Genomic DNA, 23,703 nt, shown 5'->3' with positions numbered 1-23,703 from the left:
GCGACCACTCGGCGGGGCGGGAGGGGGAGGACGGGAGGCGGGACGGGGGGGGAGGTGGTTCGAGGTCGAGAGAGGGGAGGCGCGCTGCCAGCCGACCACGCCATGATCAGGGGGTGCGCGGACGACGCGCACCGCGCCTCCCGCGGCCGCTGCCCCTGGCCGTCGCCGCGGGGCCACCCGGCGTGCCGATCGCTCGTGGGAGCCGCCGTGATCACGTCGTCGCACCTGACCGCCCTGCGCTCCACGCTGCCCCTCGTCGAGGCCCGCGCCGCCGCGATCGCCGACGACTTCTACGCACGGCTCTTCGCCGACCGGCCCGACCTGCTCCGCGACCAGTTCAACCGCGGCGACCAGGCCCAGGGGCGGCAGCAGCGCGAGCTCGCCCTGACGATCGTCACGATCGCCCGCGACGTGGTGGCGACCCAGGTGGGCAGCGGGCCGGCGGGCTCGGCGACGGGCCCGGCCGTGCCCGTCGCGCCGTGGGCGTCGCCCGCGCCGAGCCCCTGGGCCGTGCGGGTCGCCGCCCGCGAGACCCTGTCGCGCCTCGCCCAGCGGCACGCGGCCATCGGCGTCACCCGCGACGAGCACGACGTGTTCGAGCGGCACCTCCGAGACGCCTTCGCGGCCGCCCTCGGCGACGAGTGGACGGGCGTCGTCGTCGACGCCTGGGTCGCGCTCTGGCGGCAGACCCGCGACGAACTCGTCGCCGCGGTCGAGCGCACCTACCGCGCCGCCGACCTCGAGCCCGGGGAGGACTGGCGCGAGGCCCTCGTGACCGAGCGCCGCGTCGAGGCGGAGGACGTCGTCGCCCTCACCCTCGTCTCGGCCGACAGCGAGGCGCTGCCGACCTACCGCGCGGGGCAGTTCGCGTCGATCCAGGTGACGCTGCCCGACGGGGCGCGGCAGATCCGGCAGTACAGCCTGCGCGGCGGCTCCGACGAGCAGTGGCGGGTCAGCGCCCGCGTGCTCGGCGGGGTGCCCGAGCTCGGCCTGCCGCCCGGCGAGGTCTCGAACCACCTGCTCCGGCACGTCGACGTCGGCGACGTCGTCTCGGTCTCGCCGCCGATCGGGTCGCTGACGATCGACGAGCTCGACGACTCCCCCCTGGTCTTCGTCTCGGCCGGCATCGGCTGCACCCCCGTGCTCGGCATGCTCGACCACCTCGTGCGCACCGACCCCCGGCGGCAGGTGACGGTGCTGCACTTCGAGCGCACGCCCGAGCGGCACGCGCACCGGGCCGAGCTGGAGGCGCTGGTCGCGGCCATGCCGGCCGGTCGCCTCCGCGTCAGCTACACCCAGGGCAGCCTCAGCGCCGTCACGGCGCTCGCCGAGGCGTCGCTCGACGGGCCGGGCGTCTACCTCGACCCGATCGACCTCGACACCGTCGACCTGACCCCGCAGCACCGCGTCTTCCTCTGCGGGCCGGTGCCGTTCATGGCGATCGCTCGCAACGCCCTCATCGCGCACGGGGTGCCGGCCTCGCGGGTGCACCACTTCGTCTTCGGGCCGGACGACGGGAGCGTCACCGGCGTCGACACCGGGCAGCGCGGGGCGCGGGGGCGGTAGCGCGGGGTGGCGTGCTGCGCGGGGGCGGGGGCGGTAGTGCGGCGGCAGCGGCGCTCAGACGGCGGGGCAGCTCTCGCGGAGCAGGACCTCGACGGGCAGCGTGACGCGCTGCGGGGGTGCACCCGGGTCGGTCAGCCGGGTCACGATGCTCCGCACCGCCACGCGCCCCAGGTCGCCCATCGGCTGACGCACCGTCGTCAGCCGCGGCGTCGAGAAGCGCCCGGCCTCGATGCCGTCGAAGCCGGTGACGAGTACCTGCCCCGGCACCGCCACCCCGTGCTCGGCGAGCACGTCGAGCAGGCCGAGCGCGGTCTGGTCGTTGGCGCACACGACCGCCCGCGGCAGCGGTGCGCCCGACGCGAGCAGCGACTCCCCCGCCCGTCGCCCCCCGTCGCGCGAGAAGTCGCCCCGCTCGACGCGGACGGCCACGGGCCCCGGCACGGCCGCGACGGCCTCGTCGAAGCCGCGGTGGCGGTCGGCCTCGTCGGGCGAGTCGGTGGGCCCGGTGACGTAGGCGACGTCGCGCACCCGGTGGCCCTCGAGCACGAAGGAGGTGAGGGCCCGCATGCCCGCCACGTTGTCGACGCTGACGTGGTCGAGCTCGTCGCCCGGGCGGGAGTCGGCGAGCACGACCACGGGGATGCGCCGCGAGACGTGCGCCAGGAGGTCGTCGGGCACGGTCTGCGCCAGGACGGCGAGGCCGTCGACCCGGCCGGCGATGTCGTTGAGCATCACCTCGCGGCTCGAGCCCCGACCGGCCGCGACCATCAGGGCGAAGCCGCGTCGCCACGACTCGACCTCGGCCCCGCGCAGCACCTCGTCGAAGTAGAGGGTCGCCGGGCTGGGCGTGGACGACGTCGGGGCGCCGACGCGACGCGCGCCCCGGGCGGCCGAGTCGTCGACCAGCGGGATGCGGCCGGGGTCGACCACGCGAGCCCAGTCGGGCTCGGGCTCGTCGATGCCGTCGTGCCCGGGCAGGAAGAGGCCCAGCACGCCGTGCCGCCGACCGGCCAGGCCGCGGGCGGCGCCGCTCGGCACGTAGCCGAGGCTGCGGACGGACTCGAGCACGCGGGTGCGGGTCTCCGGGCGGACGTCGTCCGGCCGCCGCAGCACCCGCGAGACCGTCGCGATCGACACGCCCGCGTGGGCGGCCACGTCGTAGACGGTCGGGGCCTTGGTCACGGAGTCCTTCCGACGGTGGCGGGCACCGGACCATCCTAGGTCGGGGGCGGGCCCCGGGGCCGGGCCCGCGCCTCCGCCCGTCCTGCTCGCTCGCTCGGCGAGGCGACGCCTCCGGGGCCTGCCCCACCGCCTGGCCCCGGGACGAGTCGTCTCGTCGGGCCCGGGCGGGAGGCGCGGCGTCAGACGGCGGGGAGCTGCAGCACCTGCCCCACCTCGATGCGGTCGGGGTCGGGCACCGTGTCGAGGTTGGCGCCGGCGAGGGTCACCCAGCCGCCGGGGATCGCCCGCTCGGTCGCGATGGAGTCGAGGCTCTGGCCCGCCGCCACCGTGTAGGTCTCGCCGCTCGTCGGCACGGCCTCTATCGTCGGGGCGGGCGGCGGCGCGGGCACCGCGGGGGCGGCGGGGCGCGACGAGCTGCTGCCCGACGACGAGCCCGACGACGGCGCAGCCGCCGCGGCCCTCGGTGCGGGCGCGGGTGCGGGTGCCGCGGCCTGCGGGGCGGCGCCGCTCGTGCCGCTGAGCCCGAGCTTCGCCGAGCAGGAGGGCCAGGCGCCCCAGCCCTGGGAGGCGAGCACACGCTCGGCGACGGCGATCTGCTCGCCCTTGCTGGCGGAGGCGGCGCTGCCCGAGCCGCCGTAGGCGGACCAGGTGCTCGGGCTGAACTGCAGCCCGCCCGAGTAGCCGTTGCCGGTGTCGATCGACCAGTCGCCCCCGCTCTCGCAGGCGGCGATCGCGTCCCAGGTGGAGACGTCGGCGGCGCTCGCGGGTGCGGCGGCGAGGCCGACCCCGCCCCCGGTCAGGGCGACGAGGGCCGCCCCGCCGAGCAGGGCGCGGGCCCGGCCGACGCGACGCGGCGCACGGGCGGCGGGACCCGCCACGGCGGCGGGGCCCGCCACGGCGGCGGGGCCCGCCACGGCGGCGGGGTCGCCGGGCGAGGTCGAGGTGGTGCGGGAGGCGCGGGTGCTGCGGGTCGTGCGTGTCATGTCGTTGCTCCGGTCGAGGTCACCCCGGCACGGCCGCGCGAACACGGCCGCCGCTGCCCGCCTCTGGTCAGATCAGGTCCGTCGGCGGCGTCCGCTCGTAGGGCAGCGGGGGTGACGAGCGGCGCCGTGTGGCCTGCGCCGCCCGATCGGGCCGACGCACCACGTGCCCCTGAGCGGGACGGTCGCCCACGGTAGCCACGCCCACGACGGGGTCCAACTCCGACGGGGCGGTCTGCCCCGGGGGCGCGGGCGGTTCTCCACAGGCCGATCCGCGCCTCCCCGGGGATCGCCCCGCGACCCTCCGAGGTCGCTGGGCGTCCGCCCCGACGACGGCGCCGGCCCGGCCGGTTACGCGGCGTGACGGGCGCCCCGACGACGCACGCCGCGCCTCCGTACGCTCGTCGCATGGCCACCGGCGACACGATCTCGAACCTGCTCGACGAACGACGCACCTTCCCCGCCCCGGCGGCCCTCGCGGCGACGGCGAACGTGACGAGCGCCGAGCACGCGCGCGCCGCCGCCGACCCGGTCGCCTTCTGGGAGGAGCAGGCGCACCGCCTCGACTGGGAGACCCCGTGGCACACGGCCCACACCTGGCGCCCGGTCGAGGAGCTGCCCGACGGCGGCCTCACCGTGCCCGAGGCGACCTGGTTCGCCGGCGGCCGCCTCAACGTCGCCGTGAACTGCGTCGACCGGCACGTCGCGGCCGGCCGCGGCGACAAGGTCGCGCTGCACGTCGAGGGCGAGCCCGGCGACCGCCGCGACGTCACCTACGCGCAGCTGCAGCGCGAGGTCGTGAAGGCGGCGAACGGGCTGCGCAGCCTCGGCGTCGGGAAGGGCGACCGCGTCGTCGTCTACCTGCCCGTGATCGCCGAGACCATCGTCGTGACGCTCGCGATCGCGCGGATCGGGGCGATCCACTCGCTCGTCTTCGGCGGGTTCTCGGGCGAGGCGCTGAAGTTCCGCGTGGAGGACACCGGGGCGAAGCTGCTCGTGACCACCGACGGGCAGTTCCGCCGGGGAGGCGCGGTGCCGGTCAAGGCCGCGGCCGACCACGCGGTGAGCGGCGAGAACCAGGTCGAGCACGTGCTCGTCGTGCGGCGCACGGGCGACCAGACCCCCGACGTGCCGTGGACGGAGGGCCGCGACCTCTGGTGGCACGACCTCGTCGACCCGCAGCCCGACACCGACGAGCCGGAGGCCTTCGACGCCGAGACCCCGCTCTTCATCATGTACACGAGCGGCACGACGGGGAAGCCGAAGGGCCTCGTCCACACGAGCGGCGGCTACCTCACCGCCGCGAGCTGGACCCACTGGGCCGTCTTCGACGCGAAGGCCGACGACGTGCACTGGTGCACCGCCGACCTCGCCTGGGTCACCGCCCACACCTACGAGATCTACGGCCCGCTGTCGAACGGGCTCACGCAGGTGATCTACGAGGGCACCCCCGACACCCCGCACCCCGGCCGGCACCTCGAGATCATCGAGCGCTACGGCGTCACCACCTACTACACGGCCCCGACGCTCGTGCGGACGCTGTCGTCGTGGTTCCCCGACGGCCTGCCCGACACGTGGGACCTCAGCACCCTGCGCCTCCTCGGCACCGTCGGCGAGGCGATCAACCCGGAGGCGTGGGTCTGGTTCCACGAGCAGCTCGGCCGGGGCGAGTGCCCGATCGTCGACACCTGGTGGCAGTCCGAGACCGGCGCGGCCGTGATGGCCCCGCTGCCGGGCGTCGACACGCTCAAGCCGGGGTCGTCGCTGCGGGCGCTGCCGGGCGTCGCGACCGCGGTCGTCGACGAGCACGGCCAGCGCGTGCCGAACGGCTCGGGCGGCTACCTCGTCGTGCAGCAGGCGCCGCCGTCGCTGGCCAGGACGGTCTGGGGCGACCCCGAGCGGTACCGCGACAGCTACTGGACGCAGTTCCGCGAGCAGGGCTGGTTCGCGAGCGGCGACGGGGCCAAGTACGACGCCGACGGCGACATCTGGGTGCTCGGCCGCGTCGACGACGTCATCAACGTGTCGGGCCACCGGCTGTCGACGATCGAGGTCGAGTCGTCGCTCGTCGCCCACCCCCTCGTCGCGGAGGCCGCCGTCGTCGGGGTCGCCGACGAGCGCACCGGCCAGGCGATCGCCGCGTTCGTCGTGCCCGCGGCACGGCCCGAGGGAGGCGCGGTGCGCGACGCCGGCTCTGCCGACGAACCGCAGGTGTGGGCCCCGCTCTCGGGGTCGCTGTCCGCCGCGCTGCGAGCGCACGTCGCCGACCAGATCGGCCCGATCGCGAAGCCCGCGACCGTCGTCGTCGTGCCCGACCTGCCGAAGACCCGCTCGGGCAAGATCATGCGCCGACTGCTCGGCGACATCGTCGACGGCCGACCGCTCGGCGACACGACGAGCCTGCAGGACTCGACGGTGCCCGACCGCGTCGCGGCCGTCCGCGCGGAGGTGCTGCGCGCCTCCTGATCGCCCGTCGGGGGTCGCCGCCGTCGCGCCGTCGTTGCTGCGAACCACGAAGTCGCCGGCGAACCACGCCGCGGCGTGGTTCGCGTGCGACGACGTGGTTCGTGGGCGCGGCCGGGCGGCCCCGGCGCCCGGCCGGGGGCTGGTGCCGCCCAGCCGGGGCTGCTTGGCTGGGGGCATGTCCATCTCCACCACGGCCGAGAAGGCCGAACTCCTCCGCTCGCTGCACGTGCCGGGCGACCCGCTCATCGTCACGAACGTCTGGGACAGCATCACCGCCCGCGTCGTGGCCGGCGCACCGGGCGTGAAGGCCCTGGCCACCGCCTCCCACTCGATCTCCGAGGCGCACGGCGTCGAGGACGGCGAGGGGCTCGACGTCGACGAGATGCTCGCCGCCTCCCGCATCATCGTCCGCTCGGTCGACCTGCCCGTCTCGGTCGACTTCGAGAAGGCCTACGCGACCGACGCCTCGGGCACGTTCGACAACGTGTTCCGCCTCATCGAGGAGGGCGCCGCCGGCCTCAACCTGGAAGACAGCATCGGCCAGGCCAAGGCCCCGCTCTACGACATCGACACCCAGGTGTCGAAGGTCGCCGCGGCCCGCCGCGCCGGCGACCGCGCAGGCGTGCCGATCGTCGTCAACGCCCGGGTCGACGCTCTGGCCGGCGACCCCGACAGCTTCGACGACGCGGTCACGCGCGCCAACGCCTACCTCGACGCGGGGGCCGACTGCGCCTTCGTGCTGGGCCTCGGCACGGAAGACCTCGTGAAGCGCGCCCTCGACGAGATCCACGGCAAGATCAGCGTGATCTCGGGGCCGACGTCGGTGCCGCTCGCCCGCCTCGCCGAGCTCGGCGTCTCGCGCGTGAGCTTCGGGCCGATGTCGATGGGGCTGACGCTGTCGCACCTCCGCGACGCGGCGACCCGCCTCACGGCCCGCGAGGAGTACCCGGCGGAGCTCGGCTTCTCGTTCTGAGCCGCGCCCGGACCGGCCGTCGGCTCGCCCCCGCCGCCAGTCGAGGACCGGCCCGGGCGGGGCGCGGCCCGGGCGGGCTGATCCACTCCGGAGTGGATCAGCCCTCCCGGGCGCGACGCCGTCGCACCGCGAGCACCGTGACCACGACCGCGGCCACGACCCCGAGCAGCACCAGCACCGCCACGCCCGCCCGCGACCCCGCCACCGAGCCGACCACCGCCCAGAGCACCGCGAACCCGACGGTGGCGTAGATCAGCGCCCACGCCGCGCACCCGGGCAGCATCGCGACGAGGTACACGGACCACCGCATCCTCGACGCCCCCGCGGCCGCGTTCATCACGGTCTGCAGCCCCACGGTGAGGAAGCTCACCGTGACCGCGGGAGGCCCCCATCGGGTGAGCGCCCGCGACGCCCTCTCGACGCCCGGCCCGTCGACCCAGCGGCCCCACCTCGTCGCGGCCGCGCCCCGTCGGGCGCCCCGCGCGAGCCAGTAGGTCGCCTGGGCCCGGCAGAAGACGATCGCGAAGAGCGCCGCCACGAGCCCGCCGAACGGCAGGCCGGCCAGGCGCTCGAGCACGGTGCCCCCTCGGTGTGACGCAGTCAGGTCATGTCAGGTCGGTCCAGGTCACGTCGATGCTAGGTCGACCCGCCCGGGAGGCGCCCGGGACGGACGACGACCGAGGGCCCCTGCGCGACAGCTGTCGCGCAGGGGCCCTCGGTCACGGGAGATCAGGAACCGGTCACACCAGCCCCGACGACTCAGCGCCGCTCGCGGCGCTCCTTCCCGTCGGGCAGGTCGTCGGCGTCGGCGTCGGGCCGGTCGTCGTCTGCGGGGCGCTCGCGGCCCTCACGACGCTCCCGCGCCTCCTGCTCGGCGATCGACGCGGCCGCGGCCTGCCGCAGGCGCATCCCGTCGAGCTCGTCCTGCGCCTCCTGGGCCTTCTTCTTGTCGCTCTGCTTCGTGTCGCGCGGCGGCAGCAGGATGTCCTTCTCCGCCTCCATGCCGGCCTGCAGCTCACGGCCGCGCTCGATCTCGGCGTCGAACTCGGCGCCGAAGAGCAGGGCGTTGTTCGTGATCCAGAGCCAGAGCAGGAAGACGATGACGGCACCGAGCGAGCCGTACGTCTTGTTGTAGTTCGAGAAGTTGCTCACGTAGAAGCCGAAGCCGACGCTGGCGATCATCCAGATGGCGATGGCGAGCAGCGAGCCCATGCTGATCCAGCGGAACTTGGGCTGCTTGACGTTCGGCGAGAAGTAGAAGAGCACCGCGACGACGACCACGATGATGACCAGCAGCACCGGCCACTTGACGATGCCCCAGACGAAGACCGCCGTCGAGCCGAGGCCGATCACGTCGCCCACGGCCTGGGCCACGTCGCCGCTCAGCACGAGGATGAGGCCCGCGACGACGACGAGCACGACCGTGACGGCCGTGATCGCGAGGTTCGTGGGGCGCAGCTTCCAGATCGGGCGGCCCTCGTCGATCTCGTACACCCGGTTCATGGCGCGGCCGAAGGCCCCGACGTAGCCGGACGCCGACCAGAGGGCACCGAGCACGCCGACGACGAAGGTGATGCCCGCCGCGGGCGACATGGTCACCTCGCGGATCGGTTCGCGGAGCGTCTCGGCGACCGAGCCGCCGCCGAGCTGCGTGAGCAGCTGGAGCACGGTGTCCGTGGTCTGCTGGGCCTGCCCGAAGAGGCCGAGCACCGACACGATCGCGAGCAGCGCCGGGAAGAGGGCGAGCACGGCGTAGTAGGTCAGGGCCGCCGCCAGGTCGGTGCACTGGTCGGAGGTGAACTCGCGGAGGGTCTTCTTGAGCACGTAGCCCCAGGAGGGCTTGTGCAGGTCGTCCGGGCTGTCGGGCTTGCGCGCGTCGTCGGGGTCGGGAGCCTGCTGCTCGCGCTCGGTGCTGCTCTGCGCCATGGTGTTGTCCTTCGTTCTGGGGGACGCCCTGGGTGAGGGGTGCCCACCAGCGCGACGGGGCAGCCGTCAGGCGGGGGGCTGGAAGTGGGGTGGGTGGAGAGGGGGTGCGGGAGTCGCGGCGCCGGTCAGCGCCGCCCCTCCCGCACCCGGGGCCCTAGCGTCGGGCGATGCGCACGACGCCGGCCACGACCGAGGCGAGTCCGACGACCCCGGCGACGCCCGCGGCCACCACGGGCCGGGGGTCGTCGTGCCAGCGGCGGGAGACGCTGTCGCGGAGGCGGCGGGCGTGCGCCGGCACGCTCAGCTTGTCCTCGATCGCGTCGAGGGTGCGGGCGAACTCCTCGCGGGTGCGCGCCACGTCGAGCTCGAGCTCGGGGATGCTCGGGGCGGACTCGTCGGAACCCGCACCGTCGCCGTCGCCGGGGCGAGCGTCGCGGCGGTCGCCGGAGTCGTCCCGGCTCACGAGCCGGTTCCCTTGAGCGCGGCGACGTCCGCCTTCACGTTCTCGACGGCCTTCTCCGGCACGGGCGGCACGCCCTTCTTCAGCGCCTTCACGCCGAGGAGCGCGAGGACGGCCGTGACGATCAGCAGCACGCCGGCCACGATCAGCGCGGCGAGCCACGGGGCGACGACCGTCGCGAGGCCGAGGACGCCCGCGGTGATGAGCACGGCCAGCAGGAAGAAGCCGAACAGCGCGGCCCCGACCAGCAGGCCCGCGCCGACGCCGGCCTCCTTGAGCTTGGTGGCGAGCTCCTTCTTGGCCAGCGCGATCTCGCCGCGGATCAACCGCGAGATGAGGTCGGGCAGGCTGCCGAGGAGCGACCCGAGCGACCGCTTGGTGCTCTGGTCAGGTGCCTTGAGGTCACTCACCGGCGTTCACGCCCGGGAGCGGGCCCGAGCCGGGCTCGCCCTTGCCCTTGGCGCCACGACCGGCGTCCTTGACGGCGTCGGCGGCGTCCGAGGCCTTGGACTCGGCCTTGTCGGCCAGCTGGCCGACCTTGTCCGCGACGTCGGAGTCGCCCGACTTCGAGGCGACCGACTTGGCCTTGGCGGCCGCGTCGCCCGCGACCTCCTGGATCTTCTTGCCGACCACGGGGGCGTTCTCCTTGACGAAGCCCTCCGCCTGCTGGACGGTCTTCTGCACGTTCGGGTTCTCCCACAGGCTCTCGGCCTGCGACTTGATCTTGACGTACGCGCCACGGCCCGCGCGGGCGCCGAGGACGTAGCCGACTGCCGCTCCGGCGACGAAGAGGATCTTGCCCTTCATGAGTGCTCCTTGGGTCAGACCCGCTCACGGCGGGTGTCGAGATGTCTGGGCACCACGCTGGCACGTTCGCGCCCGGGCCGACCAGATCCGCGACTCCTACCGCTCGTGGTCGAGCACCCGGGCCTCGGTCGCGACGGTCGCGGCGACGCCCCGGTCGGGCGCGAGGAGGCCGAGGGCGCGCCGGAGCGTCCAGCCCGGCAGCCCCACCGCGGCGAGCGCCGCCTCCATCAGCCGGACGACGCACCAGCCGAACAGCGCGACGACGATGACGTTGCGGGCCGCGAGCGCGAGCACGGCGGCGGGCTGCAGGTCGATCAGCTCGCGGTACATGACCGGGAACACGAGGGTCGTGAGGCCTGCCGCCCACGCGGTGAGGCGGGCCGGCACACGGAACAGGTCGGGGCGCTGCGCGAGGCCGACCGCGACCACCGGGGCGATCCAGAGCATGTACTGCGGCGAGCCGACCTTGTTGAACACGACGAAGGTCGTCGTCAGGGTCAGGGCGCCGAGCAGCACGAGCTGGACCTCGTCGCCCGAGGTCGGGCGGCGGGCCCCCGGCAGCCCGAACGCGGCGACGGCGAGCAGGGCGAGCAGCGCCAGCACCACGCCGAGCATGAGCTCGGTGCTGCTGTTGATCGCCCAGGTGTCGCCCGGCCCCATGACCTCCCGGGTCGCGAGGGCCACGTTCTGGTAGACCGACGCCCCCGGCACGCGGAGCATGGCCATCCACACCCACGGGGTCGAGAGCGGCGCCTCGAGCTGCAGGCCGCGGCTCGACTGGGTGCTGATGAACGTGTCGATCCGGCTGAGGCCGCCGCCGAGCGCGACGGCCGCGGCGACGCCCGCCGTCACCAGGAGGGCCGAGCGCACGACCGTCGAGCGGCGCCGTGAGGCGACCATGACCGCCGCGATGACGGCGGCCGGCCAGACCTTGATCCAGGTGGCGCCGGCGAGCAGCAGGCCCGCGACGCGGGGGCGCCGGGCGAGCAGCACGAGGGCCATGAGCACCATGGGCGCGCTGAACCCCTCGAGGCGGAGGAAGGCCACCGGGCTGAGCAGGAAGAGCACGAGCAGCCACCACCAGGCGGCCGGGGTCTCGACGGTGCGGCGGCCCCGGTCGGTCAGCACCCAGAGCGAGACGCCGTTCAGGAGCGTCAGCATCACCAGCCAGACGAACTGGTACATCGACTCGCCGAGCACGTTCGGCAGCACGATGGGCAGCAGGGCCCCCGCCGGGTAGACCCAGGTGAAGTCGAGCACCGGCCACGACCCCGAGCTGAGTGCGTCGCTGGCCCAGGTGCGGTACAGCGGCAGGTCGCCGCTGACGCCGCCGGAGAGCATGAGGGGGGTCAGGGCCAGGAAGAGCGCGGCGTGCAGGGCCGCGAAGGTCCACCACAGCCCGTGCGGGTGCTGGCGGACCCACCGCCAGCGCGACCCCAGCCGACCGGTCAGGTCGCGGAGGGCGCGCGTCGACCGCGGGCGCTCGGGGCTGCGGGAGGTCTGCGTGCTCACGGGCCGAAGATACGGCCCGGACCTTTCGCCGGGGTGAACTCGGGGCCACATCGGGCCGATCTCATCCCCGCGACGGAGCGGGCCCCCGCCGATCGGCCGCCCGGCCCCGCGGGTCGGCCGGCGAGGCCGGTCGCTCGAGCCCCCGGGGAGTCGCGGGTCAGCCGAGCGCGACCCACCAGATCAGCAGCATGGTCACCACGAACCCCGACACGAAGTTCAGCGTCAGGAACCGCTTCCACCCCCGGTTGACCCCCTCCGCGTCGGCGTCGGCGACGTTCCACCACGGGGCGCAGCTGATCGCGTAGGCCACCGGGATGAGCGCGGCGAACGGGCCGGGGGTGTCGGTGAAGGTCATCAGCAGCGCCGAGAGCAAGTACGCGACGACCGAGAGCCGCACCGTGGTGCGGGCGCCGAAGACGGTCGCGATCGAGGCGATGCCGCCCTCCCGGTCGGCGATGACGTCCTGCACGGCGCCGAAGGCGTGGCTGGCCGTGCCCCAGAGGAAGAACGCGGCGAGCAGGGCGCACAGCGCGGGGGTGGGGTCGGCGCCGGCGAGCACGAGGCCGTAGACGGCGGGGCTCACGAAGTGCGTGCTCGAGGTGACCGAGTCGACGACCGGGCGCTCCTTGAAGCGCAGGCGCGGGGCCGAGTAGGCGACGACGGCGAAGACGCTGACCGCCAGCACGAGCCAGCTCAGCGGGCTGCCGACGGCGACGAGGAAGACCAGGAACGGGACGTTCGTGACGAGCGCCGCGATCAGCGTGGGCCGGTGCATGCTGCGGTCGAGCAGGGCCCCCTCGACGCCGCCCTTGCGGGGGTTGCGCAGGTCGCTCTCGTAGTCGAAGACGTCGTTGATGCCGTACATCGCGAGGTTGTACGGCACGAGGAAGTAGACGGTGCCGACGATCGCGACGAGCCACGGCACCGCGGTGAAGTCGTAGCTCGTGCCGCCGTCGGGCGTGCTGCCGCTCGCGGCGCTCAGCAGGTAGGCGGCCGCGAACGGGAACGCGGTGTTGATCCAGCTGAGCGGGCGGGACGACCAGGCCAGGGCCCGCAGGGTGGCGATCACCGTGGTTCCCCCTGTCGACCCGCGGGCCGGGTCGGACGCGCCCGTCGGGCCGGGCGCTCGAGCGAGGGCTCGCGGGCCGGCCGGCGGCCGCCGAGCAGGGTCCAGACGCTCGGCAGCAGCACGAGCGCCGCGACGGAGTACGCGAAGTCCTCGAGCGGGGCGACGCCGAGCTTCGCGCCGCTGATGCGGGACTCGTCGTAGCCGACCAAGCCGACGCCGATCATGACGTTGTCGAAGACGGCGGTCATCACGAGCAGCACGACGGTCGTGAGCCCGGCGGCGCGGACGACCTCGGCGCGGTCACGGGCCCCCGAGGAGGCGCGCCCCCGTGCCCGGAGCCGGTGCAGCAGCAGCGCCGCGGCCGCGGTCACGGCCACGAGCCCGAGGAAGACGGCGTTGACCGCCCAGTACGTCACGCGCGCACCCCGTCGCGGCGGGCGGCGAGCACCCCGAGCGCGAGGCGCGCCCCGGAGTGGAGGTTCATCGTCAGCCAGCAGAGCAGCACGAGGAAGAAGACCTCCTCGAGCGGCAGCTCGGGCGCCAGCTGCACGCCCGTCATGAACGACGTCTCGCCGCGGAAGAAGATGCCGAGGTCGATGCCGACGACGTCCCAGACCAGGAAGAAGGCGACGCCGACGAGCAGCGTCACCGCCGCACGCCAGCCGTCGCGCCAGAAGAACAACGTGAAGCGGCGGTCGAGCGCCGCCATGCCGGCGATCGAGATCAGCAGCGCGACGAGGTAGGCGGCGCCCATCAGGCCGTTCCGGCGGCGGCCGGCGCGGCCGGTGCCCCGGCCTCGGCGGCGGGCTCGGGCAGCGGCTCGGTGCTCGTGTCGCCGCGCATGTTCTTGAGCAGCACCTCGGCGCTGATCAGGCACATCGGCAGGCCGATGCCGGGCCGCGACGAGCCTCCGACGTAGAACAGGTTCCGCACGTGCTCGGAGGTGTTGCCGGCGCGGAACATCGCGCTCTGGTCGAGCGTGTGCGCCGGGCCGAGCATGCTGCCCTGCCAGGCGTTGACGTCGTCGACGAAGTCGCGCGGCCCGCGGGTGCGGCGCAGCACGACGCGTGACGCGAGGTCGGGCACGCCCGCCCAGCGGCTGATCTGGTCGATCACCTGGTCGGCGAGGCGCTCGACCATCGGGTCGCCGTCGCCGTCGACGTCGCCGCGCCCGAGCGCGGGGTCGGCGGGCAGCGGCACGAGCACGAAGAGGTTGGTCTGCCCCTCGGGCGCCGTCGACGGGTCGATCGTGCTCGGCTTGCAGACGTAGAGCGACGGCGGCTCGGGGATCCGCTTGTCGTCGCCGAAGATGCGCTCGAAGTTCTCGTGCCAGTCGCGGGCGAAGAACAGGGAGTGGTGCTCGAGCTCGGGCAGCTCGCCCTCGACGCCGAGGTAGACGAGCAGGGCGCTCGGGCCGGGGTCGCGGCCGTGCCAGTACTTCTCGTCGTAGGTGCGCAGCGAGCGGGGCAGGAGGCGCGTCTCGGTGTGGTGCAGGTCGGCCGCGCTGACGACGGTGTCGGCCTCGAGGACGTGCTCCGCGCCTCCGGCGTCGGTGTACTCGACGCCCGTGGCCCGCGCCGTCGGCACGCGGGGGCGGCCCCGTCGGGGCGTGGGGTCGGCCTCGACGGCCGTCGTGATGCGCGTGACGGCGGCGCCGGTGACGATCGTGACCCCGGCGTCGCGGGCGACCGTGGCGATGCGCTCGATGACCGTCGTCAGCCCGCCCTGCGGGTACAGCACGCCGTCGTCGAGGTCGAGGGTGCTCATCAGGTGGTACATGCTCGGCGTTCGGAACGGCGACGAGCCGAGGAAGACCGCGGGGTAGTCGAGGATCTGCTTGAGGCGCGGCTCGCTGACTGTCCTCGACGCGAAGGTGTCGAGGTCCTGCAGGAGGAGCCGCGCGAGCTTCGGCAGCCGCACGACGACGTCGCCGCGGAGGAGGGGCGAGACGCTCTCGAAGCTCGTGTAGAGGAACCGCTGCTTCGCCATCTCGTACGTGTCGCGGGCCGAGCGGAGGTAGCGGCGCATCCGCTCGCCGCTGCCGGGCTCCACGCTCTCGAACAGGGCGACGTTGCGCTCGAGGCCGAGCGGCACGTCGATCGGCGCCGGGTCGTCGTCGCCGGGCTCGGCGCCCGGCTCGAAGAAGACGCGGTAGCCGGGGTCGAGCGCGACGAGGTCGAGCTGCTCGTCGGCGCTCGTGCCCATCAGCTTGAAGAAGTGGTCGAAGACCTCGGGCATGAGGTACCAGCTCGGGCCGAGGTCGAAGCGGAAGCCCTCGCTCGCCCAGCTGCCCGCACGGCCGCCGACGGCGTCGTTCTTCTCGAGAACCGTGACGTCGTGGCCCTCGCGGGCGAGGAGCGCCGCCGAGGCGAGGCCGCTGATGCCGCCGCCGATCACGACCACGCGGCGGCCGTGCCGCTCGACCGTCGTCGCGCCGGTGGTGGACTTCAGCCAGGGTGTGCTCACGAAGGGGCTCCGTCGGTCGGGGTGGTGCTCGGGGTGCGGGCGGGCGGCACGGCCACGACGCGGCCGACCGCGGCGCCGGCCGCGATGCGCAGCTTCACCGGGTTCGGCACGCGGACGCGCGCCCGGATCAGCGAGGAGGCGGGGGTCGCCTCGAGCCGTCGGTTCAGCTCGGCGAACAGGCCGTGGGCCAGCGCCACCGCGCGCCGCGACGACGCGGGCAGCACGGGGATGATCTCGCCGGCGACCCGCAGGTCGTCGTCGATGTCGTCGACGAGCCGCCGCTTGGTCGCCTCGTCGAAGGTGTCGACGTCGACGCCGGGGAAGTAGCTGCGGCCCAGGTGCTCGAAGTCCGCCGCGAGGTCGCGGAGGAAGTTGACCTTCTGGAAGGCGGCGCCGAGGCGGCAGGCGCCCTCGTCGAGGGCGGCGCGCGTGCTGGCCGGGTAGCCGTGCCCGACGAGGAAGGCGCGGAGGCACATCAGGCCGACGACCTCGGCCGAGCCGTGGACGTACCGACGGAACGACTCGTCGTCGTGCTCGCGGGCGCTGAGGTCGGCCCGCATGGAGGCGAAGAAGGGGCGCGTGAGCTCGGTGCCGAAGCCCGTGGCCCGGGCCGTGCGCGCGAAGGCGTGCACGACGAGGTCGGAGCTGAAGCCGGACTCGATCGCCCGCTCGGTCGCGGCCTCGTAGTCGTCGAGGCAGCGCCCCGCGGCCTCGACGTCGAGGCCCGCCTCGGCGGCGGGCCCGTCGACGATCTCGTCGGCGACGCGCACGAGCGCGTAGACGTTCTCGACGTGCTGGCGGACGTCGGGGCCGAGGAGGCGCGAGGCCAGCCCGAAGGAGGTCGAGTACCGGCGGATCACGCCGGCCGCGGTCTGGTCGGCCACGGCGTCGTAGAGCGAGAGGCCGGTCACCGCACGCGCTCCAGGACGGTCGCCACGACGGGGGTCAGGGCCTCGCGGAGCGCGTCGCCCACCGCCGGGCCGTCGAGCACGGCGAGCGCGCGGCGCGCGTGCTGCTCGACGAGCGACTCGGCGAACGCCCGGGCGCCGCAGGCCTCGAGCCGGGCGCGCACGTGCTCGGCCTCGGCCTCGGTGAGGTCGGCCTTGCCGATGAACGGGCGGATGGCGAACCACTCCTCGGTCGTGGCCGCGTGGGCGACGATGACGGTGCGCTTGCCCTCGCGGAGGTCGCCGAGCGTGGTCTTGCCGGTGTCGGACTCGAGGCCGAAGACGCCGAGCAGGTCGTCGACCACCTGGTAGGCGACGCCGACCTCGCGGCCGAACTCGCCGACCGCGTCGACGACGGCGTCGGGGGCGCCGGCCAGCACCGCGCCGGCCTGCAGCGGGGCCTCGAACGAGTAGACGGCGGTCTTGGCGCGCTCCATGTCGAGGATCTCGGCGACCGTCGGCACCTCGGGCGAGAGCGACAGCTCGACGTCGACCATCTCGCCGCCCGCGCTGACGAAGATCGCCTCGTCGAGGATGTCGAGGAGGCGCGCCCGCACTCCGCCCTCGCACCGGACGTCGAGCAGCAGCCGGCTGGCCCCGGCGAGCGCGAGGTCGCCCGCGATGACGGCGGCCGACATGCCGCGGTGCTCGGCGGCGGGGGTGGGGATGCCGGCCGTCGTGGCGGTGTCGCGGTAGCTGCCGGAGACGTTGGGGATGCCACGGCGCGAGAAGTCGCGGTCGATGACGTCGTCGTGGACGATCAGGGCCGTGTGCAGCAGCTCGAAGGAGGCCGCGACGCCGGCGACGGCCTCGTCGTCGGTGCCGCCCAGGGCGTCGTAGGCGGTGAAGACCATGCGGGGGCGGAAGCGCTTGCCGCCGACCGTGTTGCGCTCGAGCACCGACCAGAGCTCGACGTAGCGACGCCCCACGAGGGCGGCCCGGCGTTCGGCGAGCCGGAAGAAGTCGTCGAGGACGACCTCGACACGCTCGTGTCGGGCGCGCGCACCGCCGCGCAGCTGTTGAGCGTCCACAGAGGGCAGACTACCTCCCATGGAACTCGGCGAACGCGCTCATGCTCAGCCTCTCGACAGCCCTCCTGCAGGGTCTGATCAGGAGATGGTGGTCCTCCTCGACGAGACCGGCGAGCCGGTCGGCAGCACCCCGAAGGCCACCGTGCACACGACGGCGACTCCGCTGCACCTCGCCTTCAGCTGCCACGTCGTCGACGAGCGGGGCCGCGTGCTCGTCACCCGCCGCGCCCTCTCGAAGAAGACCTGGCCCGGCGTCTGGACCAACTCGTTCTGCGGCCACCCCGCGCCCGGCGAGACCCCCGAGGAGGCGGTCTACCGTCGCGCGTCGCAGGAGCTCGGCATCGAGGTGGCCGACGTCAGCGTGATCCTGCCGGAGTTCCGGTACGTCGCGACCGACGCCTCCGGCATCGTCGAGAACGAGATCTGCCCGGTGTTCACCGCCCGCGCGGTCGGCGTGCCCGACCCCTCGCCCGACGAGGTCGCCGAGTGGGCCTGGCTCGAGCCCGAGGCGCTCCGCGGGGCCGTCGAGGCGGCTCCCTTCGCCTTCAGCCCGTGGCTGGGCTGGCAGCTGGCCGCCTGGCCGGCCGCCGCGGCCTGACCGGGCCGACCCGCGCCTCCCTCGAGGCTCCGGGCCCGACCAGGGCCGCACGACGACGGCGCCGCCACCTCCTGCGAGGTGACGGCGCCGTCGTCGTGCGCGGGGCTGAGCTCAGCGGGGGCGGAGCGTCGCCGCGGCGGGGCAGTCGAAGGGGTCGCGGGCGGCGAGGCCGACGCGGTTGAGGTAGCGGATGACGATCCCGTACGACTTGATCGCGGTGGTCTCGGCGTAGGGGATGTCGTGCTTCGCGCAGTGCTCCTTGACGAGCAGGCTCGCGGCGCGCAGGTGCGGCCGGGCCATGCTCGGGAAGAGGTGGTGCTCGATCTGGAAGTTCAGGCCGCCCATGAAGGCGGTCGAGAAACGACCGGTGATGTTGCGCGAGGTGAGCACCTGCTTGCTGAGGAAGTCGACCTTCGCACCCTCGGGGATGATCGGCATGCCCTTGTGGTTCGGGGCGAACGACGAGCCCATGTAGAGGCCGAAGACGGCCATCTGCACGCCGATGAAGGCGAACGCCATGCCGACCGGCAGGAAGGCGAAGACGACGGCGAAGTAGGCGATCATGCGGCCGGCGATCAGCGACACCTCGAGGGCGCGGCCCTCGACCTTCTCCTTCGTCAGCAGCACCTTGATCGAGTGCACGTGGAGGTTGACGCCCTCGCCGAGCAGCAGGGGGAAGAAGAACCAGCCCTGGCGGCGCGTCAGCTGGCGCATCAGGCCGGTCTGCTTCGCCGCGTCCTCCTCCAGGAAGGAGACCGTGTCGAACGCGATGTCCGGGTCCTTGCCCTTGGTGTTCGGGTTGGCGTGGTGGCGCGTGTGCTTCGACATCCACCACGCGTAGCTCATGCCGACGACGCCGGCGGCGAGCACGCGGCCCACCTTGTCGTTGCGCGTGCCCGAGTCGAAGACCTGGCGGTGCGCGGCCTCGTGGGTGAGGAAGGCGAACTGGGTGAGGATGACGCCGAGCGCGGCCGCGATGAGCAGCTGGAACCAGCTCGAGCCGAGCAGGACGAAGCCGGTCGCCGCGCCGAGCAGGCAGACGACGAGCACGACGAAGACGGTGACGTAGAACCCGGTCCGACGGCGGAGCAGCCCTGCTTCGCGCACCGACGCGAGGAGCGTCGAGTAGGTGCTGGTCGGCTTGCTGGCCGATCCGGGCACGGTCGGACGGAACCCGGCCGGAGCCGAGGGGGCGATGGAGGTCATGCAGCTCCCGCGATGGTGGACTTCCCAGCCAGTGGTGGTGAGCATGCGCCCTCGGATGTGACGACCGTAGGGGCCGGGGCTGGGCATCGGTAGGGAGATCGCCGCGTGTCCCCCCGTCCCCTCCGGGTGGTCCTGGCCTCGACCGCCCAGGTGATCCTCGCCTCCCGGGGCGCGGCCCCCTGGTGATACTGACATCCGGCATGTCACCATGGACGGATGACGGCCTCCCTCCGTGACTCCCCCGCCCCGCTCGTCGGCCTCGTGCACGGCTGCCCGCCGGCTCCCCTCGCCCTGCCCGCGCTCGACGAGGCGGGCGCGGCGGGTGTCGGGGCGGGCATCCGGGAGCTCGTCGCGGCGCCCTGCGGCGGGCCGTGCGACGGGGCCACGACGCTCGAGGTGCGGGGGCTCGGCGGCTGGGGCCTCGACGGGTGGGCGCCGCGCCTCCCCGGCGCGCACACCGTGGCCGTGCCGCCCGGCGCCCGCGTCGACGGGCTCTCCGCCGAGCACGACGGGCCGGTGCGGCACGGTCTCGTCACCCTCGTCGAGGCCCGGCGGGGGACTGCGGGAGGCGCGGGGTCGCCGCAGCTCCACCACCGCCTCCTCGTCCGCGGGCGCTCCGACGTGCCCCTCGTGCTGGAGCTCCTCAGCGACCTGCGTCGCGACCCGTCCCGGGGCTGGCGGGCCGCCTCCGTCGCCGCCGTGCGCCTCAGCGCCCTGCCGCAGGGCGTCGCGATCGACGAACCGGGGCCGGACGGCGTCGACGACTGCCTGCGCCTGCTCGCCGGGCCGCTCGTCTCGCTCAGCTTCGTCTCGACCGGGATGCTGCAGGCGCGGCGGCCCGGCCGGGTCGGGGGCGTGGCCGGGCACCCCGCCGGCCGCGCCGGCTCCGCCCCGGCGCCGGTCGTGGGCGCCGCGCGGAGGTGGGCTGTCAGCGAGGGGCGGTAAACTCGGGCCGTCTGCTCGGCGTCGCCGGGCCCGCCCCCGTCGAAGAAGGTCTCCCGTGCCTGCTGCTGCCGCGCCCTCTCCCGGGCCGACCGAGCCCCGGCCGAGCGACCCCGCGACCACCGAGCACGAGGCCCGTGCGCGCGAGGCCCGCGCTCACGGCCGTGACCGAGCCGCGACCCGGGTCGACCTCGCCGCCTCGGCGCCCCGCTACTGGCCCGTGCCGATCCTCCGGGCCGTCCCGGCGATCGCCCTCGGCGTCGCCATCACGTTCTCGCCCGACCACTCGCCGCGCGTGGGCCTGCTCGCCCTCGGCGTCGCGGGCGTCGTCGGCGGCCTCGTGCTCGCCCTCGGGTCGCTCCGCCGGCTCGACGACCCGTCGAGCCGCACCCTCGGCCTCGTGCAGGGCCTCGTCAGCCTCGTCGTCGGCGCCCTGGCCCTCGCGTCCTCGGGCGGCGGCCTGCCGGTGCTCGTCGCCCTCGTCACCACCTTCGCGCTCGTCACGGGCGCGCTCGAGCTCGTCACCGGGCTGCGTCGCCGTCGACGCACCCCCCTGGCTCGCGACTGGACCACCGTCGGCGCGATGACGCTCCTGCTGGCCCTCGCCTTCCTCGTCGTCCCGCCCGACTACGCCGAGCAGCTCGGCGGCGTGGAGCAGATCGAGGGCGTGCTCACGTCGTCGACCGTGCTCGTGGGCCTGCTCGGCGCGTGGGGAGCGGTGGTCGGGGTCTACCTCGTCATCGCCGGCCTCTCGCTCAAGTGGCAGACGGGCACCGACGCGGCGACCGACGCCGCCCCCCAGACCAGTGCAGACGGAGTACACCACCCATGACACAGCCCAGCTGGCGCGACCGCGTCCGCCCCGCCGAGTTCCTCGGCCTCAGCGCCGTCTTCGCGGTGTTCGTCGGGGTCGTCGTGCTGATGACGACCCGCGAGCTCGACCTCGCGCTGATCTTCCTCTGCATCGGCTTCATCGTCGCCCTCGTCGTCATCGCGATGCTCGCCCTCGCGGCCAAGCCGAACGACGACGAGCAGCACGAGATCGACGAGAGCGGCGGGTCGCGCGGCCACTGAGCCCCAGCGGCCCCTGAGCCCCCGCACGCGCCCAGCTCTCCCCCTGAGCAGAGCCGAAGTCGGCGGGTCGGAGTCCTCACCGGCGGGCCCGCGCAGGCCCGCCCAGGAGGACAAGAACCCGCCGCACCCCGGAGCCCGAGGGGGTCGGCGGGCCGGAGTCCTCGCGGGCGCGCTCGCGGGCCGCGGGCTACGCCAGGCGGTCGACGAGCTGCGACGCGATGCCGGTGTAGCCGGCGGGGGTCAGCGCCACGAGGCGTGCCTTCGCCTCGGCGCCGATGTCGAGCCCCTCGACGAAGGCCACGAGCTCGGCCTGGCCGACCCGGCGGCCGCGGGTGAGCTCCTTGAGCATCGCGTAGGGGTCGGCGATCGACGAGCGGCCGGCGACGACCTCGGCGCGGACGACCGTCTGGATCGCCTCGCCGAGCACCTCCCAGTTGCCCTCGAGGTCGGCCTCGAGCGCGGCGGTGCCGACGGCGATCTCGCCGAGCCCGCGGCGCAGGTTGTCGAGCGCGAGCATCGAGTGCCCGAAGGCCACGCCGATGTTGCGCTGGGTCGACGAGTCGGTGAGGTCGCGCTGCTGGCGCGAGGTGACGAGCGTCGCGGCGAGCGAGTCGAGCAGGGCGCACGAGAGCTCGAGGTTGGCCTCGGCGTTCTCGAACCGGATCGGGTTGATCTTGTGCGGCATCGTCGACGAGCCGGTCGAGCCCGCGATCGGGATCTGGGTGAAGTACCCCATCGAGATGTAGGACCAGATGTCGGTCGCGAGGTTGTGCAGCACCCGGTTGACGTGAGCCACCCGCGAGTAGAGCTCGGCCTGCCAGTCGTGAGACTCGATCTGGGTGGTCAGCGGGTTCCAGGTGAGGCCGAGGCGCTCCTCGACGAACTCGCGCGAGACCTCGGGCCAGTCGGCCGAGGGGTCGGCGACGACGTGGGCGGAGAAGGTGCCGGTGGCGCCGCTGAACTTGCCGAGGTACTCGGTGCCCTCGATCTGCGCGCGGAGGCGCCGGAGGCGGTGCACGAAGACCGCGAACTCCTTGCCGACGGTCGTCGGGGTCGCGGGCTGGCCGTGGGTGTGGGCCAGCATGGGCACGTCGCGGGCCTCCGTCGCCCAGCCGGCGAGCGCCTCCTGCACGGCGTCGAACGCCGGGAGCCAGACCTCGGTCACGGCCTGCTTCACGGTGAGCGCGTACGAGAGGTTGTTGATGTCCTCGCTGGTGCACGCGAAGTGCGTCAGCTCGGCGATGCCGTCGAGGCCGAGGTCGGCGAGACGGGCGCGGACGTAGTACTCGACGGCCTTCACGTCGTGACGGGTGGTGGCCTCGAGGCCGGCGAGCTCGTCGATGGCCTCCTGCCCGAAGTCGGTGACGACGGCGCGCAGCGCGGCCTTCTGCCCCTCGTCGAGCGGCGACGAGCCGAACGCGCGGCGGTCGGTCTGCGCGATCAGCCACTCGACCTCGACGTGCACCCGCGCCCGGTTGAGGCCGGCCTCGCTGAGGTGGTCGCCGAGCAGGCCGACGGAGGCGCGGTACCGGCCGTCGAGGGGGCTGAGGGGCTGAGGGGGCAACGTCATGAGGGTCCCTTGCGGAGTGCGGGTTCGATCTGGCGGAAGAGGGCGGTGCAGGCACGCTCGACCATGGCGAGCACGCTGTCGAACATCGCGGGGTCGGAGTAGTAGGGGTCGGGCACGTCGGTGCCGACGGGCTCGCCTCCGCTCGCCCGGTCGAACGACAGCAGCAGCTGCACCTTCGACCGGTCGGCCTCGTTCGTCGCCCACGACCGCAGCACCCGCTCGTGACCGCGATCCAACGCGACCACGAGGTCGTAGCGCGCGAAGTCGGCGGTCTCGAACTGCCTCGCCCGGTGCCGCTCACCATCGTAGCCGCGAGCCGCGAGGGCCCTCACGGTGCGCGGGTCGGCGCCCTCGCCGACGTGCCAGTCGCCCGTGCCGGCCGAGGTCACCTCGAGGGCGTCGCCCAGCCCGGCCCGGCGCGCGACCTCGCGCAGCACGATCTCCGCCATGGGCGACCGGCAGATGTTGCCGGTGCAGACGAAGCAGACGCGGAAGCGGTTCACCGCCGGCGGTCGCGCGGCTCGACGACGGGCCGGACGACGATGCCGATCAACCAGGCGACGATCGCGAGGACGAGGGCACCGAGCACGCCCCACCAGAAGCCGTCGACCTGCAGGCCGAACCCGATGACGTCGGAGACCGCGGCGACGATCACCAGCAGGAGCCCGTTGACGATCAGCGAGAGCAGGCCGAGCGTGAGCACGTAGAGGGGGAAGGCGACCACGCGGATGACGGTGCCGACGACGCCGTTGACGACGCCGAAGATCAGGGCGACGAGGAGGTAGGTGAGCACCGTCTCGGTCGTGCCCTCCGACCCGTACGCGTCGACGCTCACCCCCGAGACCAGTGACGTGGTCGCCCAGAGGGCGAGGGCGTTGATCAGCAGCCGCACGACGAATCGGGTCATGGCCCCATCATGCCGACCCCG

Annotated in this window: 25 protein-coding genes; 7 read left to right on the top strand and 18 right to left on the bottom strand. The window is 74.2% G+C overall.

The window, feature by feature from the left end:
* The first annotated feature begins 207 nt into the window (after positions 1 to 207).
* Positions 208 to 1,566, top strand: coding sequence for an FAD-binding oxidoreductase (locus JOE43_RS04350; protein ID WP_209515032.1), 1,359 nt, complete (start codon positions 208 to 210; stop codon positions 1,564 to 1,566).
* 54 nt (positions 1,567 to 1,620) lie between these two features.
* On the opposite strand, the gene JOE43_RS04345 is transcribed toward JOE43_RS04350, so the two are convergent.
* Together JOE43_RS04345 and JOE43_RS04340 are read right to left on the bottom strand one after the other, a co-directional pair.
* Positions 1,621 to 2,748: a LacI family DNA-binding transcriptional regulator gene (locus JOE43_RS04345; protein WP_209515030.1), complete on the bottom strand. Its 1,128-nt coding sequence runs from the start codon at positions 2,746 to 2,748 to the stop codon at positions 1,621 to 1,623.
* Between the two features lie 179 nt (positions 2,749 to 2,927).
* Entirely contained in the window at positions 2,928 to 3,731 is an 804-nt protein-coding gene (locus JOE43_RS04340; protein WP_209515027.1) for a transglycosylase family protein, read from the bottom strand.
* 405 nt (positions 3,732 to 4,136) lie between these two features.
* Here JOE43_RS04340 and acs point away from each other — a divergent pair, with 405 nt between their 5' ends.
* A complete protein-coding gene (gene acs, locus JOE43_RS04335; protein ID WP_209515025.1) occupies positions 4,137 to 6,194 on the top strand; it encodes an acetate--CoA ligase in 2,058 nt (685 codons plus the stop codon).
* A gap of 175 nt (positions 6,195 to 6,369) precedes the next feature.
* Positions 6,370 to 7,167 (top strand): isocitrate lyase/phosphoenolpyruvate mutase family protein, encoded by a 798-nt coding sequence (locus JOE43_RS04330; protein WP_209515023.1) that lies wholly within the window; start codon positions 6,370 to 6,372, stop codon positions 7,165 to 7,167.
* Positions 7,168 to 7,264: 97 nt separating this feature from the next.
* Here JOE43_RS04330 and JOE43_RS04325 read toward each other — a convergent pair whose 3' ends face one another.
* From JOE43_RS04325 to JOE43_RS04270, 12 genes are all read right to left on the bottom strand, one after another.
* On the bottom strand, positions 7,265 to 7,744 hold the full coding sequence (locus JOE43_RS04325) for a DedA family protein (RefSeq protein ID WP_209515021.1): 480 nt from the start codon (positions 7,742 to 7,744) through the stop codon (positions 7,265 to 7,267).
* A gap of 182 nt (positions 7,745 to 7,926) precedes the next feature.
* Positions 7,927 to 9,093, bottom strand: a complete 1,167-nt coding sequence (locus JOE43_RS04320; protein WP_209515019.1) for a YihY/virulence factor BrkB family protein — start codon at positions 9,091 to 9,093, stop codon at positions 7,927 to 7,929.
* A 154-nt stretch (positions 9,094 to 9,247) separates the two neighbouring features.
* Positions 9,248 to 9,556: a DUF3618 domain-containing protein gene (locus tag JOE43_RS15470; protein ID WP_209515017.1), complete on the bottom strand. Its 309-nt coding sequence runs from the start codon at positions 9,554 to 9,556 to the stop codon at positions 9,248 to 9,250.
* Entirely contained in the window at positions 9,553 to 9,963 is a 411-nt protein-coding gene (locus JOE43_RS04310; protein WP_209515015.1) for a phage holin family protein, read from the bottom strand. Before JOE43_RS04310 ends, JOE43_RS15470 begins: the two co-directional genes overlap by 4 nt.
* The gene (locus tag JOE43_RS04305; RefSeq protein ID WP_209515013.1) at positions 9,956 to 10,360 is read right to left on the bottom strand and encodes a YtxH domain-containing protein; all 405 of its coding nucleotides are present in this window, start codon (positions 10,358 to 10,360) and stop codon (positions 9,956 to 9,958) included. The genes JOE43_RS04310 and JOE43_RS04305 overlap by 8 nt, the downstream gene beginning before the upstream one ends.
* 96 nt (positions 10,361 to 10,456) lie before the next feature.
* Positions 10,457 to 11,872 carry a glycosyltransferase 87 family protein gene (locus JOE43_RS04300; protein ID WP_209515011.1) on the bottom strand — a complete coding sequence of 472 codons (1,416 nt, stop codon included), beginning with the start codon at positions 11,870 to 11,872 and terminating at the stop codon, positions 10,457 to 10,459.
* Positions 11,873 to 12,029: 157 nt separating this feature from the next.
* A complete protein-coding gene (locus tag JOE43_RS04295) occupies positions 12,030 to 12,941 on the bottom strand; it encodes a prenyltransferase (RefSeq protein ID WP_209515009.1) in 912 nt (303 codons plus the stop codon).
* Entirely contained in the window at positions 12,938 to 13,357 is a 420-nt protein-coding gene (locus JOE43_RS04290; protein WP_209515007.1) for a lycopene cyclase domain-containing protein, read from the bottom strand. The genes JOE43_RS04295 and JOE43_RS04290 overlap by 4 nt, the downstream gene beginning before the upstream one ends.
* Complete coding sequence (locus JOE43_RS04285) at positions 13,354 to 13,695, bottom strand: lycopene cyclase domain-containing protein (RefSeq protein ID WP_209515005.1); 342 nt, start codon at positions 13,693 to 13,695, stop codon at positions 13,354 to 13,356. The genes JOE43_RS04290 and JOE43_RS04285 overlap by 4 nt, the downstream gene beginning before the upstream one ends.
* Positions 13,695 to 15,407 carry a phytoene desaturase family protein gene (gene crtI / locus JOE43_RS04280; protein WP_307803238.1) on the bottom strand — a complete coding sequence of 571 codons (1,713 nt, stop codon included), beginning with the start codon at positions 15,405 to 15,407 and terminating at the stop codon, positions 13,695 to 13,697. The genes JOE43_RS04285 and crtI overlap by 1 nt, the downstream gene beginning before the upstream one ends.
* Complete coding sequence (locus JOE43_RS04275; protein WP_209515003.1) at positions 15,404 to 16,318, bottom strand: phytoene/squalene synthase family protein; 915 nt, start codon at positions 16,316 to 16,318, stop codon at positions 15,404 to 15,406. The genes crtI and JOE43_RS04275 overlap by 4 nt, the downstream gene beginning before the upstream one ends.
* Positions 16,315 to 17,385: a polyprenyl synthetase family protein gene (locus JOE43_RS04270; RefSeq protein WP_307803237.1), complete on the bottom strand. Its 1,071-nt coding sequence runs from the start codon at positions 17,383 to 17,385 to the stop codon at positions 16,315 to 16,317. The genes JOE43_RS04275 and JOE43_RS04270 overlap by 4 nt, the downstream gene beginning before the upstream one ends.
* A gap of 85 nt (positions 17,386 to 17,470) precedes the next feature.
* On the opposite strand from JOE43_RS04270, the gene idi reads away from it, so the two are divergent.
* Positions 17,471 to 17,983: an isopentenyl-diphosphate Delta-isomerase gene (gene idi, locus JOE43_RS04265; RefSeq protein ID WP_245187107.1), complete on the top strand. Its 513-nt coding sequence runs from the start codon at positions 17,471 to 17,473 to the stop codon at positions 17,981 to 17,983.
* Between the two features lie 111 nt (positions 17,984 to 18,094).
* On the opposite strand, the gene JOE43_RS04260 is transcribed toward idi, so the two are convergent.
* Positions 18,095 to 19,189, bottom strand: a complete 1,095-nt coding sequence (locus tag JOE43_RS04260; protein ID WP_056058675.1) for an acyl-CoA desaturase — start codon at positions 19,187 to 19,189, stop codon at positions 18,095 to 18,097.
* Between the two features lie 216 nt (positions 19,190 to 19,405).
* Between JOE43_RS04260 and JOE43_RS04255 the strand changes: the two genes are divergently transcribed.
* The 3 genes from JOE43_RS04255 to JOE43_RS04245 are packed head-to-tail and all read left to right on the top strand — an operon-like array spanning position 19,406 to position 21,205.
* The gene (locus tag JOE43_RS04255) at positions 19,406 to 20,134 is read left to right on the top strand and encodes a hypothetical protein (RefSeq protein WP_209514996.1); all 729 of its coding nucleotides are present in this window, start codon (positions 19,406 to 19,408) and stop codon (positions 20,132 to 20,134) included.
* Positions 20,135 to 20,189: 55 nt separating this feature from the next.
* A complete protein-coding gene (locus tag JOE43_RS04250; protein WP_307803236.1) occupies positions 20,190 to 20,963 on the top strand; it encodes a DUF308 domain-containing protein in 774 nt (257 codons plus the stop codon).
* Positions 20,960 to 21,205 carry a hypothetical protein gene (locus JOE43_RS04245; protein WP_056058669.1) on the top strand — a complete coding sequence of 82 codons (246 nt, stop codon included), beginning with the start codon at positions 20,960 to 20,962 and terminating at the stop codon, positions 21,203 to 21,205. Before JOE43_RS04250 ends, JOE43_RS04245 begins: the two co-directional genes overlap by 4 nt.
* A 187-nt stretch (positions 21,206 to 21,392) precedes the next feature.
* On the opposite strand, the gene purB is transcribed toward JOE43_RS04245, so the two are convergent.
* Genes purB through JOE43_RS04230 form a run of 3 tightly spaced genes read right to left on the bottom strand, consistent with a single transcriptional unit; the run spans position 21,393 to position 23,682 of the window.
* Positions 21,393 to 22,775, bottom strand: a complete 1,383-nt coding sequence (purB, locus tag JOE43_RS04240; protein ID WP_209514994.1) for an adenylosuccinate lyase — start codon at positions 22,773 to 22,775, stop codon at positions 21,393 to 21,395.
* Positions 22,772 to 23,278 carry a low molecular weight protein-tyrosine-phosphatase gene (locus JOE43_RS04235; protein ID WP_307803235.1) on the bottom strand — a complete coding sequence of 169 codons (507 nt, stop codon included), beginning with the start codon at positions 23,276 to 23,278 and terminating at the stop codon, positions 22,772 to 22,774. The genes purB and JOE43_RS04235 overlap by 4 nt, the downstream gene beginning before the upstream one ends.
* Positions 23,275 to 23,682 carry a phage holin family protein gene (locus tag JOE43_RS04230; protein WP_056058658.1) on the bottom strand — a complete coding sequence of 136 codons (408 nt, stop codon included), beginning with the start codon at positions 23,680 to 23,682 and terminating at the stop codon, positions 23,275 to 23,277. The genes JOE43_RS04235 and JOE43_RS04230 overlap by 4 nt, the downstream gene beginning before the upstream one ends.
* Positions 23,683 to 23,703: the final 21 nt, after the last annotated feature.

The organism is Frigoribacterium sp. PvP121 (assembly GCF_017833115.1).
GTDB classification, from domain to species: domain Bacteria; phylum Actinomycetota; class Actinomycetes; order Actinomycetales; family Microbacteriaceae; genus Frigoribacterium; species Frigoribacterium endophyticum.
This window is presented reverse-complemented; position numbering and strand designations above follow the sequence as displayed.

Coding starts and splice junctions, on each gene's coding strand:
- JOE43_RS04340 (WP_209515027.1), bottom strand. CDS start 3,731: ATGACACGCACGACCCGCAGCACCCGCGCCTCCCGCACCACCTCGACC.
- acs (WP_209515025.1), top strand. CDS start 4,137: ATGGCCACCGGCGACACGATCTCGAACCTGCTCGACGAACGACGCACC.
- JOE43_RS04330 (WP_209515023.1), top strand. CDS start 6,370: ATGTCCATCTCCACCACGGCCGAGAAGGCCGAACTCCTCCGCTCGCTG.
- JOE43_RS04320 (WP_209515019.1), bottom strand. CDS start 9,093: ATGGCGCAGAGCAGCACCGAGCGCGAGCAGCAGGCTCCCGACCCCGAC.
- JOE43_RS04305 (WP_209515013.1), bottom strand. CDS start 10,360: ATGAAGGGCAAGATCCTCTTCGTCGCCGGAGCGGCAGTCGGCTACGTC.
- JOE43_RS04285 (WP_209515005.1), bottom strand. CDS start 13,695: ATGGGCGCCGCCTACCTCGTCGCGCTGCTGATCTCGATCGCCGGCATG.
- idi (WP_245187107.1), top strand. CDS start 17,471: ATGGTGGTCCTCCTCGACGAGACCGGCGAGCCGGTCGGCAGCACCCCG.
- JOE43_RS04260 (WP_056058675.1), bottom strand. CDS start 19,189: ATGACCTCCATCGCCCCCTCGGCTCCGGCCGGGTTCCGTCCGACCGTG.
- JOE43_RS04255 (WP_209514996.1), top strand. CDS start 19,406: ATGACGGCCTCCCTCCGTGACTCCCCCGCCCCGCTCGTCGGCCTCGTG.
- JOE43_RS04245 (WP_056058669.1), top strand. CDS start 20,960: ATGACACAGCCCAGCTGGCGCGACCGCGTCCGCCCCGCCGAGTTCCTC.
- purB (WP_209514994.1), bottom strand. CDS start 22,775: ATGACGTTGCCCCCTCAGCCCCTCAGCCCCCTCGACGGCCGGTACCGC.
- JOE43_RS04230 (WP_056058658.1), bottom strand. CDS start 23,682: ATGACCCGATTCGTCGTGCGGCTGCTGATCAACGCCCTCGCCCTCTGG.